16 protein-coding genes and 1 pseudogene are annotated in these 17,238 nt (G+C 44.9%); 2 read left to right on the forward strand and 15 right to left on the reverse strand.

Going from position 1 to position 17,238, the window contains the following annotated elements:
• Window positions 1–211: 211 nt before the first annotated feature.
• From E1757_RS27945 to E1757_RS27960, 5 genes are all read right to left on the reverse strand, one after another.
• On the reverse strand, window positions 212–2,500 hold the full coding sequence (locus tag E1757_RS27945) for a helix-turn-helix domain-containing protein (RefSeq protein WP_133234454.1): 2,289 nt from the start codon (window positions 2,498–2,500) through the stop codon (window positions 212–214).
• A gap of 112 nt (window positions 2,501–2,612) precedes the next feature.
• Window positions 2,613–2,747: a hypothetical protein gene (locus E1757_RS36975; protein WP_281282545.1), complete on the reverse strand. Its 135-nt coding sequence runs from the start codon at window positions 2,745–2,747 to the stop codon at window positions 2,613–2,615.
• 1,123 nt (window positions 2,748–3,870) lie between these two features.
• Entirely contained in the window at window positions 3,871–4,407 is a 537-nt protein-coding gene (locus E1757_RS27950; RefSeq protein ID WP_133234456.1) for a dihydrofolate reductase family protein, read from the reverse strand.
• A 478-nt stretch (window positions 4,408–4,885) separates the two neighbouring features.
• On the reverse strand, window positions 4,886–5,368 hold the full coding sequence (locus tag E1757_RS27955) for an SRPBCC family protein (protein ID WP_133234458.1): 483 nt from the start codon (window positions 5,366–5,368) through the stop codon (window positions 4,886–4,888).
• Between the two features lie 52 nt (window positions 5,369–5,420).
• The gene (locus E1757_RS27960) at window positions 5,421–5,831 is read right to left on the reverse strand and encodes an ArsR/SmtB family transcription factor (protein WP_246079589.1); all 411 of its coding nucleotides are present in this window, start codon (window positions 5,829–5,831) and stop codon (window positions 5,421–5,423) included.
• Here E1757_RS27960 and E1757_RS27965 point away from each other — a divergent pair.
• Window positions 5,805–6,110: pseudogene (locus E1757_RS27965) on the forward strand (IS4 family transposase); the annotation flags it as partial. The gene E1757_RS27960 and the pseudogene E1757_RS27965 sit on opposite strands and share 27 nt — an antisense overlap.
• Before the next feature lie 420 nt (window positions 6,111–6,530).
• On the opposite strand, the gene E1757_RS27970 reads toward E1757_RS27965, so the two are convergent.
• The 6 genes from E1757_RS27970 to E1757_RS27995 form a co-directional block, all read right to left on the reverse strand.
• Entirely contained in the window at window positions 6,531–7,238 is a 708-nt protein-coding gene (locus E1757_RS27970) for an NAD-dependent epimerase/dehydratase family protein (RefSeq protein ID WP_246079591.1), read from the reverse strand.
• A 74-nt stretch (window positions 7,239–7,312) separates the two neighbouring features.
• On the reverse strand, window positions 7,313–7,966 hold the full coding sequence (locus E1757_RS27975) for a TetR/AcrR family transcriptional regulator (protein ID WP_133234460.1): 654 nt from the start codon (window positions 7,964–7,966) through the stop codon (window positions 7,313–7,315).
• 394 nt (window positions 7,967–8,360) lie between these two features.
• On the reverse strand, window positions 8,361–9,179 hold the full coding sequence (locus E1757_RS27980; RefSeq protein ID WP_133234462.1) for an oxidoreductase: 819 nt from the start codon (window positions 9,177–9,179) through the stop codon (window positions 8,361–8,363).
• 691 nt (window positions 9,180–9,870) lie between these two features.
• Entirely contained in the window at window positions 9,871–10,185 is a 315-nt protein-coding gene (locus E1757_RS27985; RefSeq protein WP_133234464.1) for a type 2 periplasmic-binding domain-containing protein, read from the reverse strand.
• 153 nt (window positions 10,186–10,338) lie between these two features.
• Window positions 10,339–10,875 (reverse strand): dihydrofolate reductase family protein, encoded by a 537-nt coding sequence (locus E1757_RS27990; protein WP_133234466.1) that lies wholly within the window; start codon window positions 10,873–10,875, stop codon window positions 10,339–10,341.
• A gap of 449 nt (window positions 10,876–11,324) precedes the next feature.
• The gene (locus E1757_RS27995) at window positions 11,325–11,930 is read right to left on the reverse strand and encodes a TetR/AcrR family transcriptional regulator (RefSeq protein ID WP_133234468.1); all 606 of its coding nucleotides are present in this window, start codon (window positions 11,928–11,930) and stop codon (window positions 11,325–11,327) included.
• Between the two features lie 173 nt (window positions 11,931–12,103).
• Here E1757_RS27995 and E1757_RS28000 point away from each other — a divergent pair, with 173 nt between their 5' ends.
• A complete protein-coding gene (locus tag E1757_RS28000) occupies window positions 12,104–12,934 on the forward strand; it encodes a class I SAM-dependent methyltransferase (protein ID WP_133234470.1) in 831 nt (276 codons plus the stop codon).
• Between the two features lie 388 nt (window positions 12,935–13,322).
• Here the strand turns inward: E1757_RS28000 and E1757_RS28005 are convergent, their stop codons facing one another.
• The 4 genes from E1757_RS28005 to E1757_RS28020 are packed head-to-tail and all read right to left on the reverse strand — an operon-like array spanning window position 13,323 to window position 16,815.
• Entirely contained in the window at window positions 13,323–13,853 is a 531-nt protein-coding gene (locus E1757_RS28005) for a GNAT family N-acetyltransferase (RefSeq protein ID WP_133234684.1), read from the reverse strand.
• A gap of 23 nt (window positions 13,854–13,876) precedes the next feature.
• The gene (locus E1757_RS28010) at window positions 13,877–15,169 is read right to left on the reverse strand and encodes an HAD-IIIC family phosphatase (protein ID WP_133234472.1); all 1,293 of its coding nucleotides are present in this window, start codon (window positions 15,167–15,169) and stop codon (window positions 13,877–13,879) included.
• Window positions 15,162–15,644: a GNAT family N-acetyltransferase gene (locus tag E1757_RS28015; RefSeq protein WP_133234474.1), complete on the reverse strand. Its 483-nt coding sequence runs from the start codon at window positions 15,642–15,644 to the stop codon at window positions 15,162–15,164. The genes E1757_RS28010 and E1757_RS28015 overlap by 8 nt, the downstream gene beginning before the upstream one ends.
• Window positions 15,616–16,815: a bis-aminopropyl spermidine synthase family protein gene (locus E1757_RS28020; protein ID WP_133234476.1), complete on the reverse strand. Its 1,200-nt coding sequence runs from the start codon at window positions 16,813–16,815 to the stop codon at window positions 15,616–15,618. The genes E1757_RS28015 and E1757_RS28020 overlap by 29 nt, the downstream gene beginning before the upstream one ends.
• Between the last annotated feature and the right edge of the window lie 423 nt (window positions 16,816–17,238).

Here is a 17,238-nt window from a genome sequence, read left to right on the forward strand (position 1 = left end):
TGGTTGGCCAACCGTCATGCTCATCTTAGGCGGAAGTTCGCGCAACCGTCTACAATCTTTGAGGAACATAATGCACTTTGGGCGGAACTCTACCTTAAACAATCATCAAGGAGCATCACGGACAGGCCTGCAAAACGAACTGATTATACATGCGAGAATGAAAGACAAAAGACCTCCGCACCACTGGCACGAAGGTCCGAATATACTAAGGTTACAGGCTGCTCCCTTCTTTCAGTTCGAAGGCGCGTTTGCGATATTCCCCGGGTGTGACACTTTCCGTTTTGCGAAAGAAACGGATGAAGTTTTGCGAATTATTATACTGTAGCTTGCGAGCGATTTCAGCTATACTCATCTCTGTTTCGGTTAGCCATAGCTTGGCCATATTCATGCGATGAGCAGACACATAATCACTAAAATTCATCCCGTGAACGATACGAAACACTCGTTTGAGATGGTTAGGATGGTAGTTGAGCCGTTGCGCACATATCTCCAGCGTCAACTCGGTGTCATATTCGTCATGAATAATCTGGCGCATTGCTTCAGCAGTAATCTGGTATTGGGACAAGCGGCGTTTTTCCATATGCTGCACAAGCGGGTGAATAATTGATTGCCCTAGCCAATGTTCAATTTCCTGTGCGGTTTGAAGTTCGAAGCACTGATCGAACACCGATCGTCCCCGTTCATCGAACTCCAGCCCCGTCGGTTCGCCATACTCTCGCTCCAGAGTGATTACATCGGTCAAGAAACGGACAAGCATGACTTGGTACTCCCGATGGCTCAAATCGACCCGCAGCACCTCGACGACAAAAGAGTGTACTAGCTCGTCGATGATTGCGGCGTCGCCAGCTTTGATCGCATCCAGCAATTGATTCGCCGACCGTGAAGGGTATGTCGGACGGGCGCACTGGCCGGGCAAACAATCTTCAATATAGAGCAGGGTCTCCCTCTCTAGGCGAATGCGGTACTTTAACGCTTCCACTGCTTCCTGACACGCTTCCACCGCCTCCACCAGGGAAGTCGTAGGCCTGCTGATGCCAATAGCGAGCTTAAGCTTCATGAACTGTTCCACATGTGATTGGAGGGTCTCGGCAATTTCGAACATTGTCGTTTTGAACGATTCTTCCGATAGATTGTTACGCCCAATCAGGAAAATTTGAGTCTGCTGCATCGGGATGCACCCCAGCCTGAATGTCGGTGGATGCAATTCCTGGACAATGTTGTTGATGGCGAACATCAGCAAATCTTTATCTTTCTCCGAAAAACGTGTATCGTCCAGATTGTCGATTTGCAGGGCGTATACACACATCATGTCCCAAGGACCGGATAACTGGTAGTCCATCAGTTGTTGCGGAGTTTCCTCAGGTCTCACTTCGCCCATGAACAGTTTGCGGATAAAATAGCTTTGCAGCAACGGCAAATTGTTTTCCAATTGTGTATTCATTCTTTTAAGCCGGACGGATATCGCATCGAACTCATCCGTTTTGCCGCGCAGCCTCTCTTGCCCCATGCAGGCATGGTACAGGTGAAGGATGGGCTTGTACAGCCTACCTGATAATTGCAAGGATACTGCGACAGTAATCACAATAATGCCCAAGCAGGTGACTAAAGTGATCCACCCGATTTGCGAGGAATCACGGGTCAACTGCTCGATCGAGACAACTGATCCATAGATCCAGTTGTTGTAATTAGATTTCTCATACGTGATGCTGTAGCGCCGTCCGTTATAGTCGAAATTCGTTTGATGGTTGGCGTTATCCGCCCCATAAACGCTTAAAAATTGCTTGAGGACGCCGGGATCCTCCTTGTCTGCGCCAATGACGAGCGGGTTGAATTGACTGTCCAGAATAAATAAACTGCCCAGTGCTGAATCGACATTAAGCATACGCGCGATCTCTTTTACGGGAATTTCCACAAGGATGAAGCCGGATGGATTCAGAGCGTTCACTGGTAGCTTCTTGACGAGATGGATAGATTGACCTTCAAGCAAATATCCATCCGTCCCCTCCCTTGTTTGGTACAAACCTATATTAGCATTTTGCTTGACCCAAAAGGTGGTAGCTGCGAAATTCCGATACTCTTCCATAATGCTGGAAAAATCTCCGAACTTCTGCAAGCCGCGGCTGTCAATAATCCAACGGTTTTCGAGACTGACCAAATGGATATCCTTAACTCCCAATTCATAGGATTGAATCCAGTATAATCCCCGAAACAGCTCGTTCAACATCTCAAATTGTTCTGAATTCAGCGGTTCATGTAGAGCTTGGTTAACAACATAAGCGCCTATAAACTGAGAAAGCGTATTATCGATGGTATAAAGAACCCGTTCGATGCGCTGTTGGGTTTGCAACAACAGTTGTTTGTTCCCCTGATTGACCTTATCCTGAATTTCACTGGAAGAATGAAGGTAAGAGGCTAACCCAACAAAAATAACTGGACAGATGCCGATCATTAGACAAAAAGTAATCAGACGCATTCTGTATTTAGGTATGGACCACTTCATACTGTTTCCTCCAAGTAACCGGGATGCGCGCAATCAATGAAATCGCTTACGTTAATTTTGATTTTTTCAAACTTCGCTGGAATCCCTTTAAATAGACAGACCTGTAATGTCTCTATCCAAGAGTGATGGCCTTCTTCTTTTTGTTCATTCGACGAAGCTTCTCGTCTTCTCCTTTCGATAGCCCCTGATCTAGCAAGGCTTGAATGGCTTCGCCTTCCTGGAAATCAAATCCAATAGCACTCACCATAATATGGGACACCCCTGCCATAGCTAACTGTCTGGTACCGTTCATTTTGCAAGTCCTGTTCATTATGACTGCTTACTCTTTGTGTGGCTTCGTCCTACGCTGCCTTTCTTAGTCTATCGTAGGCAATTTTCGTTTATACGCCCGATCGACATCTTCATGAACCCAGCCTGAGTTATAGTATGGACCCGCCAATAACCCTTGGCTGACTCCCCATGTCACGGCAGCAGATGACAGAGGAGCTAAGTCCATGTTCTTTGTTTGCGCTATGCTGTATAAAATAAACTTGAGGCTAATATTGAGCCTCTATTACACTCCTTAATTTCATACTCAATAAAGCCCTCCAAGTTTAATAACAAATCAACCCTAATATAGCATATTTTTCGGTTTCAAAATAGGCTTAAAATATATCTTGTCGGAAATTATGTTCTTGTCAAAACCGGGAATGAGATCAAGTTCTTGTCACTAACTAATGACATGGACTTGATTTCATAAAATTAAAAAGCCGCAGTGTTGATCATACCATGTTTGCGGAACGCCGAACTGGTGTTGCAGCCGCGAATCAAAGTCGAGGACTGGCCGTATTTCGAGCGGTACAGGCAAATTTCGCTTGGCAATCGGCCATCCAATTGTCGGGTTACAAGAACATAGTCTCATTAAAAGCGCCGTTGCTCACTTTAAAATCTATATTCATAGATCGACAACAAATGTAGTTTCCCATCTCAGTCCTCCCCTCATTTAAAACTATTTACTTCTTATCCCATTCCGTATTGCCATTTGATTTTTACCATATGTTTCTATATGTGATTGTCATTATCCTGCCCAGTATCGGAACAAAGCTGCCGATCGTAATTGCGGCAGCTTCTTGACGTGGTTTATTGAAGTATAGTTCCTTGTTAGAGTTCAACGACGAATGACGAAACCAAGGAGCAGCTGCCGCGTGGCGAGTTGCTCCCTGGTTATTGCGCTATCGTACTCGTTAGGTCAATCGTCAATTCCATAAATAACTATGTCATTTCGCATAACTGAACAAATTTAAAGAATAAGGGATCCTCTGACTGCCGCTACAGCCGGAGAATCCCTATTAAAGTAACGTGCCCTTTAGGCCGCTGGGTCAACCGCACAACTAAGCTGGAACGTAGGTCAACCTGATCACCTTCTCGCCAATTCGATCGCTTGCCACGAGGCGCAGCGGCGGCCGCGGACCGGCGAAGAACGGCTTGCCGTGACCCAGCACGACTGGATGGAGATAGAGTCGACACTCATCAACGAGACCGAGCTCCGTTAGACTGTGGGCCAACTCCGGCCCGGCAACTTCAATCTCCCCTTCATGCTGAGCCTTCAGCCCACGTATGGCCGCTGCGAGGTCGCCTTCGATCAGAGAAGCGTTCGGACCGACGGACTTTAACGTCCTCGACACCACCCACTTCGGTTTGCTTTGCCACGCCGCTGCGTATTCCCGTTCCGGCGCATCCCATTCAAAATGGTCTCCGTCCCAATACCGCATGGTCTCGTACATGTGGCGCCCGTACAGGCTGCCCGCCAGGCCGCGCACGTCGTCGATGAAATGACGGAATAGCACGGGGTCGGGCTGAAATGCCGGGTGGTCGTGGTCGACGAATCCGTCCAGAGACTGGTTCAATGCGAAAACGATCTTTGCCATGCGACTGACTCTCCTCCCTGGTTTTCTCGCACATTCATCATCAAGATTACACGTTCCATATGCAGCCTCCTTTATGTCTACATTTTATCATCCAACAGCATGTCCGGTTTCTCATGGATTGCTAATGTGCACAGTCCTGGCCTGACCGAATACAAATTTAATTTAACGAAGGATGGTAAATCAAACAATTCTGCCAAATAGCTTAATACCAATCCATTTTTGGTGATTTACCACATTATGTAACCATCATCGGGAATGGGATAAAGTTCTTGTCATTGAAAGTTGACAAGAACTTTATCCCATAAATCAAAAAAGCCGCCATTTATGCGGCAATTAATGAGATAATGTTCTTGTCACCCGACACGTTTGTTTAAGAAACTTCGCCAAATGTCATATTGTTTTCCAATCGTGAAACAGTGAGACTACTATTAAATCAAAAAAAGCCATTCAATAAAGTTCATGCTTGTGTTTCGATTAGTTATTTTTGGGGGTTATTTCTGTTGAATAAATGTTTAACTAAAACATCAAACATGTTGTTCCATCCCTGTTCAGAACCATCTCTAAATTCACGGTGCGCCCTTTCAATATCTTCAGTGTTCCATCCTTCTTCATGAGGAACCACTATTTCTTGTGTGAAAGTCATTTTGCAGCCATCATCTATGGGTTCTAATAATACGGTTATTCGATCTATCGTTTCGCTATATTTGGGGATTTGAAATGTAAATACCAAATGGAAGGGTCTATCGATTTCAAGATATTCACCAATAGCTTCTCCCCCTTTGGGGTCTCTGATTCTATAGGCCCCGCCGACGCAAAAGTCATTCTCTACAATATTAGCTTTTTCTTCTGGATTAAATAGCCATTTACTCATCATTTCTGGGTTTACCCACGCATCAAACACTCTTTCCACAGAGAAATCAAAACGACGTGTCATTGTTAGTGTAGTTGTTGAAGTGATCATTTCAATCATCCTTTCATAATAATTTAATCGTAATAAGTTTGCTGCAAATACCTTAATGTTCTTCATTTTTAGCGTTATTAAGCTCCCGTTCAAGAGCGTTAAACTGTCTGTTCCAAAAACGTTCGTAAAAGCGCAGCCAATCTGTAGCCGTAGATAAGGATTCGGCATTGAGGCGACAAATATGTGTTCTTCCTTTTACACTCCTTTCAAGAATACCTGCCCTTTCTAAGACTTTAATATGCTTAGAAATAGCTGCTAAAGACATATCAAAAGGTACCGCCAATTCTGATACTGTACGATCCTGAGAGGCAGTAAGACGAACAATTTCTCTTCGGGTTGGATCAGCCAAGGCGTGGAAAACACTATCTAGATTATTATTTTGTTCAACCATATGGTTAAATATAAAAGATGAATAATAATAAGTCAACCCCATTGGCGTTCTTATGATTTGCTGATCAGTCACACTACGATTGTCTTTTCTCGTTACTTATTGCTGGCATGGCAACATCGACAAAGCACCGACAACCGTACATTGGGCGGCTTATTTCATCTGCTCTGCGATGAAGTCAGTCAACTGGATTGGGCGGTTGCTCTGAAGCAGATCATTGAAATACTTGAAGATGTGGCTAAGAAAGCGAGCAAGAAAATCACAACACTCATTCAAACACAACTTCAACAATGGATTGCCGGTTTACCCAGTTACATCAAGGCTTATCTGCCGAAATTAAGCTGCGAAAGTTGAGTTGTGAAGTATTAAATTTTTATCTCGTAATTTTGCATTATCCATCGGCTCATAGCACCATTCAAAGATACTGATTTGTAATTTGTTCCCTTTGACGAATCCGTTAAGAGATTTATGGATTCGGCCGATTTGGTGATTGATCTTTTTAGACTTGACTGTTTCTTGCTTCACCACTATGCTCATATTATCAGCTTCGTATATCACGTAAAAATCAGGTGCGTATATCTTTTTCTGCGTATAACCCATTAGCGTCTGGTTCGTATATCTTGGCTGAGAAAATTAAAGTTATGTGATGACAAAGCGAGAAAAGCGAAGTAGTAGAACGGTGAAAAGCCTTATGGGACAAGGGATTCCGGCATTTCTGATGGGTCAAAATTAACCACAACGTCAATATGCTCTAAATCATTATTATGAGTGATCCTAAACTCTGGAAAGAGCGTTTCTTTTGCTTATCTTCAATGAAATCATTTCAGATTCCAGCACTTCAACTGCCGCTTCCCCTTCATGCGCCATCATGACCATAGCTTGAGCCACATCCTTGGACGGGATAGCCTTCATTCTGGCTAGCGGCCCAAGCAGTAAGGGATCAATCAAGCGAAAAATGGTGTCCGTTGCCCGATCCCCAAAGCTTTCGTCTTCCCGCTCCCCTAACAAAAGTGAAGGACGCAGGATGACAAGACGTGGCAAACCGAGAGACAATAACTCCTGCTCCAACTGCCCCTTCACACGCGTGTAAAACATTCTGGATTTTTCAGATGCCCACATAGCGGTAACAATGATATAGCTGGCAGCACCATGTCGAAGAGCTGCTTTAGCAAGAGTCAGCGGGTACGCATGATCAACTTTACGAAAGGCTTCTTTTGTACCCGCTTGTTTTATTGTCGTACCTAAAGTGCAGTAGACGTCGGCGTCTTTCAGCACAGAAGCATCTATCTCATTCTCCAGGTTGTCAAAAACAACTTTCTTCTCCACCAATTTCGGATGGGATATGCCCATACTCCGACGAACAAGTACAATGATTCGTTGATAGGTAGCATCCTCAAGAAGGAGCTTAACAAGCTGTCTCCCCATCATTCCGGTAGCGCCAGCTACAACCACTGTGTTAATCTGCTTCCTGTTCGTCATCATACCCCTCCGTTTGCGGGAGAACTCCCGCCTCAGCTTCTTCTTCTTCAGCCTTTATGGCTTCGATCAACGAGTGGCTATAAATGCTTATTATAGCCATCCAAATAACAAATCATCGTTTTTCTAACGTCTTCTTTAAAATTGCGTTTGAGTCCATTCAGTCCGTTCTTCTTGATGATGTCAACAACCTCCGCGGGCAAGGTCGCAGATAGTTTGCAGCCAGTTATGATGGAGGCCTCTGCCTGAAGAATCTCCATCACATCTTCGGGGGTTATGGCGTCCGAAGCGCAAATAATGGCTACTAGCTCTAACATTAATTGGTACAGATTGATTTTCTGATTCAGCATGGTTTCAGGGTCCACATTCTTTTCGAAAACCGCTGTACGCATGGATTCCAGCCTGATGTAAAGGGGATTATGGTCGACCAGCTCCATCAGCTCATTCATGACGAGATTTTTAAAGTCATCGAACCTCCGCATAGGTGTCTCCTTCGCCATCTCCGTCAGGCGAGCGAGTCGCTTCTCATACTCCCGGCAAAGCAGGCTAAAAAACAAGGCTTCTTTTGTTTTAAAGTACACAAACAGAATTCCATTCGACATACCCATCTGCTTGGCAATATCGGACATCTTTATTTTTTCGTACTCCGATGAAAGAAACATTTCAGCCGCTTTATCCATAATGGCCTTTGCTTTTAAGGCCTTTGCCTCGGGAGTCATTGCACGTTTTGCCATAATATTCATCACTCCATTCGATTTATTTTAAGGGTTCATCGATCTGGAGTCAAAGTAGTTCTGGCTTCCTCTTATTATCCCATCAAGAAGGCCCTAACCGATTCATCGAAATCGCTGCAAAATGCTTTGGACATTTTTTCGGCTCCGTTGTTCCTGGAAAGTCGGTTGATTTGCATGGTAGCGACAGCATCGCTTGTTAATGTAGCGACCTTTTTCGGAATTTCATTGCTGACTTCCATCGATGCCTCTATCAGACTTTATTAACCTCCTGTGTCCAAGCCCCTTTTGCCTCACGATTGTCAATGACAATGGCATTCGTTTCTTTGTCACGGTGAGCTTTCTTGAGCAATTCCCCGATGGCTTTGGCCTTTTCGTAATAATTGTATTTGTAGGATTAGCCGAACCTTTTGATAATTCTGTCGTAGGCACGGTCTCCAAAGACAGTTTTCATAAACACCATAGGCTTCGCCATAAAACCAACCAGGTAGCGCGTTTTCGGTCTTTTTACGGTCACAGCTTTGCCGATGGTGCGTGCAATCAACTCGGGCTTCGATAATTGATTGCCCGTATAATTTTTAATCATTCCCTCGGCCGCTTTGTTGGCAGCCTGAGCATATGCCCCTTTTGCCGATACCTTTTTCAGACTTTCGGCGGCAATGATTCCCCAGTCCGTTTTAATTCCGCCCGGCTCCACAACAATAACATCAATGCCAAAAGGCTCCAGTTCAAGTCGCAAGCAGTCCGAAAGGCCCTCAACGGCAAATTTGGTTGCATGATACCATCCGCCGAAATTCGTCCAAATCTTGCCGCCCATTGAAGAGACATTCACAATTTTACCAAATTTGTTTTTTCGCATGATCGGCGTCACAAGCTGGATCATTCTAGCCAGTCCGAATACATTCACTTCCATCTGGCGCCGGGCCTCTTCCATTGGAATATCCTCTACCGCTCCATAAGAACCATATCCGGCGTTGTTAACAAGGATGTCAATTCTGCCTTCTTTTTTAAGAATTTCATTGACAGCCTGAATCATGGATTCATCATTAGTGACATCCAAGGAAATGGGACGAATGCCTTTTGTCGCAAGATCCTGCATTTTGTCGATACGCCGAGCAGCCGCATACACCGTAAAATCTTTGTTTTTCAGCTCAATGGCCGCCTCTTTACCGATCCCCGAAGATGCCCCTGTAATCAATGCGACTTTTTGACTCATGAATAAAACCTCCACCTGTTTATTTGATTCTGAGTCAATTATAAGTGACTCGAAATCAATTGTCAACCCGCTACTATCCTTTTCATTTTTCAGCGGATTCGGGCAGTTGATGACGAAACTCGATCTTCTCAAACCATTTCCAAGCAAAGAGAGTCGTCTCTCCGGCGCGGCCCCGCGGCAGGATTTTTCCGAGTTTGTTGGATATACTAAAAGATAATTAAGTGAACAAACAGTTTAATAAAACTTTGGCAGCAAATGCTATCGCCGTCAAAAATTGAGTGAAATTTTGAAAAACCACCTATCCGCTTCAAAAGGTGGCCTCATGTCGCAAATCATATTTTAGGTGTATTGGGTACAACTGGCCTTGCCCTTGATGTAAAAGAAATACGCTCGATCACTATTTCTTCGATGTCAAACACTAGCGTCTCACTGTCGATACCCGCTACCCTTTGTTCGCCCGTACCCTGATGCGTGCTTGTTAAGCAGCCAATTGAAAAAGCGCCCCAGAGGGCGCTTTTCTCAAGAACGCGAGCGTTAGGCGCAGTATGGACTTCCCATGCATCATTTGATCCACACCAAACTGCAAACGTAAAGCCCTAAATCAAATACCACGCAAACGGAAAATCGATTTGGTCAAAGGGTAAATGATTGCTTAATTAAGAACACGACTGGCTTCTGCCTCGAATTCTTGCTACGCTTGTTCCGGCGTAAGGGCGTTTGTAAAAGCGGCTTGAATCTTCTTCGCAAAGATCGCCCTTTGCTTGTTGAAGCCCGGAGCCGCCAATCCGCCGTCCACAGCAAATTCGGTTAATCTTTCCGCGAATTTTACGTTTTCGTCCGTACGGTTTTTGTACATATCCACCATTGATTTACTTGTGGAAAGGGATTCGCTGGCTTTCACGGCGGCCGCGTTCTCCTTGCTTTCGAGAAATTTGGCGAATTCGATTGCCCACATCTGTTTCACCGGATCCTCGTTTTTGAACACACCGTACCCGTAGGTCGTCATACCTGGTCCAGCTCGGCGTTGATCGGGGCTACCTCTGATTTGGACATGCCAATCCGCCGTTATCCTTGACCGAAATGACGATCACGTTGCCCTTCTCGTACGCGGCGATCTTGATGACGCCGTGCCCTTTAGGCCGCTGGGTCAACCGCACAACTAAGCTGGAACGTAGGTCAACCTGATCACCTTCTCGCCAATTCGATCGCTTGCCACAAGGCGCAGCGGCGGCCGCGGACCGGCGAAGAACGGCTTGCCGTGACCCAGCACGACTGGATGGAGATAGAGTCGATACTCATCAACAAGACCGAGCTCCGTTAGACTGTGGGCCAACTCCGGCCCGGCAACTTCAATCTCCCCTTCATGCTGAGCCTTCAGCCCACGTATGGCCGCTGCGAGGTCGCCCTCGATCAGAGAAGCGTTCGGACCGACGGACTTTAACGTCCTCGACACCACCCACTTCGGTTTGCTTTGCCACGCCGCTGCGTATTCCCGTTCCGGCGCATCCCATTCAAAATGGTCTTCGTCCCAATACCGCATGGTCTCGTACATGCGGCGCCCATACAGGCTGCCCGCCAGGCCGCGCACGTCGTCGATGAAATGACGGAATAGCACGGGGTCGGGCTGAAATGCCGGGTGGTCGTGGTCGACGAATCCGTCCAGAGATTGGTTCAATGCGAAAACGATCTTTGCCATGCGACTGACTCTCCTCCCTGGTTTTCTCGCACATTCATCATCAAGATTACACGTTCCATATGCAGCCTCCTTTATGTCTACATTTTATCATCCAACAGCATGTCCGGTTTCTCATGGATTGCTAATGTGCATAGTCCTGGCCTGACCGAATACAAATTTAATTTAACGAAGGATGGTAAATCAAACAATTCTGCCAAATTAGCTTAATACCAATCCAATTTTTGATGATTTACCACATTATGTAACCATCATCGGGAATGGGATAATGTTCTTGTCAATTTCGGGAATGGGATCAAGTTCTTGTCATTGAAATTTGACAAGAACTTTATCCCATAAAACAAGAAAGCCGCGATTTACGCGGCAGTTAATGAGATAATATTCTTGTCACCCGATATCGCTGCTATTTAACGACACAATGTTCCTACATTAACGACACAATTCTTCCTACATTATATTCCACTCGTATTTTCCTTTTGAATAAAAATTCCGTAAAACAGCAAATCTATGATTCCCTCACTAATAAGCTCATAATCACTGATCGCGGCTAGGTCTTGCTCAAGATGGGATATGGATCGCTCAATCATACGCAGATAAAATAGCAATGTCTCATCCTTTACGGATTCACGAATATAGCCGCTTTGCCTGCCGCTTTGAATAAACTTCATAAATAAATGCAGGGTCTGTGTGTATACATCCGTTAGAAATTCGTCTGCTTTACTGCTCTGAAATGCTAGTTTATATATGCCATATTGACCTGCTGTTTGTTTTTTGAAGGAGAGGAACTGCTTCAATTTTTCCTTAAATGGCATATCTGCTTCAATCAACTGTTCAAACCATTGTATTTGCTCTCGGGTTAGTCGCAATACTGCGGCTTCAATGAGCTTTTCCTTACTTCCATAATAATTATATATTGTCACCTGGGATACATTGGCTTTATTTGCAATATCAGAGATTTTTATATCATCGGGCGCTTTTATTAAGAGCGAGATCGTTGCCTCTTCAATGTTTTTCATCTTCTCTTTTGTTCGTCTGGTAAATCCGTCCAGTTTGACCACCCCTCATTCACATTCTATCACATTTTGAAATATCGGACAAAAAAAATTTCAAAAACCATTTACAAAGCAGGAAAGCCGCAATATAATTTTGAAATGAAAAGCAAAATATATTTCAATAAAAATAAATAACTGCTATACCTGATCTTTACGCATTCAGAAAAGGAGTCGTTTATATGGGAACCATTAAAGTAAACCTAGCTATGGAGAGAGAAACATTACTTCTAACTCTATATACAAGAGCCCTTGATAGTTGCTCGAATAATCCGATTCTAGGCGATAAGAAAGCCATGGAGATAGCCCAGCAGCTTGATTCCAATTTCAAAAAATTGAAAATCCCGACTAAAGAGAGCTTCGGTGGCGCAATTCGAGCCAAATATCTTGATGTATGGACTAAAGAATTTCTTGTGGAGTATTCAGATGCGACCGTTTTAGAGCTTGGCTGCGGTCTGGACAGCCGTATGGAACGGGTGTGCCCGCCAAAGAGTGTGCGTTGGTTCGATTTGGACTTCCCCGATGTCATCGAATTACGCCGACATTTCTTTTCGGATCGCGAAGGTTACTGCATGATAGGCTCTTCCTTGACCGATCCTTTTTGGCTGAACGAAATTCCTTCAAATCGCCCGGTGATCATTATTGCCGACGGGGTGCTTCCCTTCCTTACCGAAAACGATGTCAAACATCTCTTTGTACGGCTTACCCGTCATTTTCAAAGCGGCCAAATCGCGTTCAATGGATATACCCGATTTGCATCACGAATGCTCAAGTACCATCCTTCCATAAAAGCAATCGGAGGAATTGCGCCCTCCAACCCGGGTTTTGATGATCCCAGAGAGCCCGAAAAGTGGAGCCCACACCTCAAACTTATTGAGTCCCAATCCATCGTTGGATCACCATATATCGCCGAGACACCCTGGACTTATCGTTTCTTATGCGGTGTGATGAATAGTACCCCTTCCTTGAAAAAAGAAGGCGGGTGGATGCTGCGTTATCGTTTTTCACATTAGAACATCAAATGTGTATATTCTCCCCAAACTCTCACAATATTCTGTTTCCATATAAAAAGCGGAAGACACTGAACTTTACTGCGGTGTGCGTCTAGGCTTGTGATCGAGCCTAAGAAATGGGCTTTGCCAAAATGGAGCGCCTCAAGTAGAAGGCATCTTGTAGTCTCCTTGGTTTGTTTTTGGATCCGGTCGCTGGCCAGCATCGTGGACCCATCAACATCATACCAAGGAGTCTTTTTATTTCTCAAACCTCGTATTTCTTCATAATAGGAATGCTGCCCGTAGTTGAGAAACGGCAGCCGATTGTTCTGTCCGGCTACCGTTTCATGTATTATTGAGCTAATGTATCCGTTAGTGAACATAATCAGTCAAAATGAAAAAAATCAAGTCAATCTGTTATTAGTTTTGAATAAATACTGAGATCTTTAAACTTTCCGTTAACTCTTTCATACTGTCTTAGCGTTCCTTCAAATATAAAGTTTAACTTCTGTAGGACTTTTACTGAATTCACGTTTTCGGGTTCCACTTGTGCTTCGATTCGATTTAGCTTTAAAGATGAGAATGCGTAATCTATCAAAGAACTGATAGCTTCTGAAGCGTATCCTTTTCCCCAAAATGCTCTAGCAATGTCAAAACCGATTTCTGCTTTTACATTTTCAAAATCTAAGGAATCGTACCCACAAGTACCAATGATTTCATTTGATTCAATTTCAATTATAGAGAAACGAATAGCTTTGTTATCTTTGGAAAGTTCATCAAGGAGTTTAATCATATCATTGGCCTGATTTTCATCAGTAAAACAATTAATATTCATGAACTTGGTAACCTCTGGATCTGACCAAATTTTAAACAAACTAGGCGAATCCGATATCTTCATTTTTCTCAAATGTAATCGTTCTGTGTGTAACTCTGTAGTCAACATTTTTGCCTCCTAAATTTTCATTATTTTTCTTTCTCCAGAAAAGAAACAATATTCTCTACACTCGACAAATTATCCAGCGTTAGATCTTCATCGCCAAAACTGATTTCAAACGTCTGCTCCAACTGAACGATAAGCGCAACAGCAGTGACCGAATCAAGTATGCCTTGCTGCCCAAGCAGGATTGTTTCCGTGGACACATCTTTGCTTCCTAATAGAGTTTGCACGATTTGAGCAACCTTGTGCTCCAATTCCCGGCGATCCCCTAATTCAATCATTAAATGACACTCCTTTTCCATTTCCAAACGGATCCATTCCGGCCCTGAATAAGTATAGGGAAACGGCAGCGTATAGATCGATTCCTGCTGCCCCTGCAAACTACATCTAAAGCCTAACAGCTGCAGCAACAATAAAGCGGGGCGATTCCGTTCCTGCAGCCGATAACGGCACACAGCTTCCGTCAGCAGCGGGCGTTCTTGCTGGATTCGGGATAGGACAGCTCCCAAAAAAGCAGTACCGATCCCCCGTCCCTCCATACGGCACGAAATACAAAACAGCTCGATTTCTGCACCCGAATCATGAACATGCACCATTGCCATCGCCACAATCCCATGATCGCCAAAACGGTCCTTCATCTGTCCGACATAAATATACTTCCCTTCCGAATCCATATAAGACTGGATGAAAGACGTCGATGGAGCCTGAACAAGATTATTGAATTGCGTCGTACGTGACGCCAACTCAACCATACGCAATAAATCCCCGTTTTGTACACCTTGTATGGATAATCTCATATCGCATGAATGCAAAAATTCCTCTCTCGTACCGCTAAACCGCTGTTCGGCTGTGTTACGTACCCATCGCGCCATCATTTGTTGACGGCGTTTAGCAGTTTCCTCCGATGTGGCGATCTGAAATTCGGGAAGCTTGGGCAGTGCCGCTGCGGCACCGGCTTCGTACACATAAACGTCAGGCAGGTACATACTCACTTCATACCGTTCATACGGATTGTCGTCGATAAATGCAAGTGAATCGGTGCCGATGTTCATCATCTCTTGGGCGATTTTTCGAATGCTGGCCGTTTTTGACCCCCATCCGAATTGCGGATATAGGAAAAAGTGATCGATCCCAAGCTCCGCCAGCTTTTGAGAAGCCCGTTCAGGATCGTTTCGACTGGCAATACTCTGCAAAATCCCACGATGATCAAGCGTAAGCAAAACCTCCCTGACGCCCGGACGCAGCGCAACATCCCCGTCTTCAGACAATGTTCCCTGCCATAACGTATCGTCAAGATCCCAGATCAAACATTTAATCATGTTCTTTCTCCCCTGCCGCACCGCATTCGCTATATTCCATCGTCAGATGTGTTGGCATGAAGCCATATTTTTTATACAGGGTGCGCATCGGCAAATTATGAACATGGACATGTCCCACGATTCTTTGGGCTCCCTTTTGCTTAGCAAATGAAATTCCCGCTTCAAATAGCTTGTCAACGCCTGCAGTACCGCGAAAAGGCCCGCTAATGTAAAAACTCCTGAACTGCATGTAAGTCTCCTGTGTAACGGAATTCGCCCTGAAACCCATCCACATCCATCCCACGGCGCAGCCGTCGACGTCCAGTACCAGCATTCCGGACTGTTCGCGAATCATGGCTTTCTCCAGCTTTTGCAAGTGAAAAGCCAAGTCCGTAATGGCGTCCTCGCCAAAAGAAATCTTGGAAATCTCCCGTTCCCATTTCGCTATCTCGATCAAATCACGAGCTTCAATCTGCCGTATGATCACGCTTTTCATTCCTTTCTGGAGATACCCGTTTTTTGGCTACCATATCAAACGTATCATGACCGCAGCCCGTACATCCTTCATTCTTAAGCTGCTCTATCGTCGCAAACTCCCCGTTAATTCCGACATACACATCTCTTGAACACTGCTTGCAACGGTAAGTACGCAGCGTTTGTTTCACCTCGCCTGTATACAAGGCGTCCTTAAATGAATCCGGATATTCCGGTTTTGACTGATCTGTTGTCCGCAGAATGAACATCTGGCTCCGATTGGCGATCATTTCCGCGCCTTCGTAGGCGTTGAATTGCGGGAAATTAGCGCTGACCGTCAGCCCCATGCGGACAAATTCCCGTTGCATGGCAAGCATAAACTCCGGCGATTTATGTGCAAATGATAGAAAAATAGGCAGCCCCCTCTCCCTCTTTAATGCCTGCATGCCGCGCGATACGAACAACCCCATTCCCTGAAGCGTATAGGGTGGATCTGTAAAGAAACAATCATACTGCCCGTGCAGGTTTTCCGGCAGCGGCTCCCTCAAATCCAGCCGGTGGCATCGAATCGGCAGTCCCCGCTCCTTTGCAATCGTTTCAATGTACGTTAAGAATCTTTCGTCAATATCCAGAACATCTATATGCGTAACGGTGTGCCCGCCATCTGGAAACAAACGCTGCAGCAGCAGACCTATAGACACACTCACCAGGTCATCATCGCCGACACATAAAATCTTCTTTCCGATCAATGCATGCTGTTTCAAACAAAGGATAGCCCGGCGCAGACTCGTTTCCGGCGTGCATTTGGACTGATCAATCTGAACGTCCACGGAAGGCCGCAGCGATAAAAGTTCCTCCAATATAGCCAGCGTATCTTTAAGACTCTCGATCCATTTTGACTCATCATGCAGATCATGATAAAGGGAATGATTCAAGCCGCGGTATCCCCATTCCCGTTCAATCGATGCGAGTCCGTCCGTTGTACAGCGGACGCCACGTTCCTGCACGAGAGCCCCAGCTTTAATTAATTCCCGTTTGATTGCCGCAGCCACAGGGGTAGGGAGTAGCGTTTTGCGTGCTAACTCTTTTGTTGAAATCCCCGGGTTCAAGTAGCATTCGAGTAGTAGCTGCTCGATCACCTGAGGCCCTTCTTGCAGGCGGATATGCTGAGCTTGTTCAATATACGTATTCACACAATTCCTCCTAAAAACTGTAATTTCACCATTATGAAAATACAAAAAGGGCAGGAATGAACATACGTCATCCCTGCCCTTTTTGGACACTGCCTAAAGAGCACCGCAAAAAAAACAAAAAAACCGCGCTGAAGACAGCACGGATTGTGGGTGCATAACAATAGGCAGCACTAAGGCTTTGATTATTATCCGCTGTTCTTAACTAATTCCGAAGAATTCAAAATGCCCGTCACAAATAAACCATGCTATATCAGCAATTGGTCCCTAGGACTGTTGAAAACTTCAAGTATGGAATTTGGTTAGTTAAGAACTACCGCCGACATCAACATCTCTCCCTTAGTAAATATTACTTAATATTACTATACACGACTACTAGAGTCAAGCTTCCTCATCTCCTCCCCTCTACATAAAATCCATTATCCT

Origin of the sequence: Paenibacillus piri, from assembly GCF_004354045.1 — a bacterium.
In the GTDB taxonomy this organism is placed as follows: Bacteria; Bacillota; Bacilli; order Paenibacillales; family NBRC-103111; genus Paenibacillus_S; species Paenibacillus_S piri.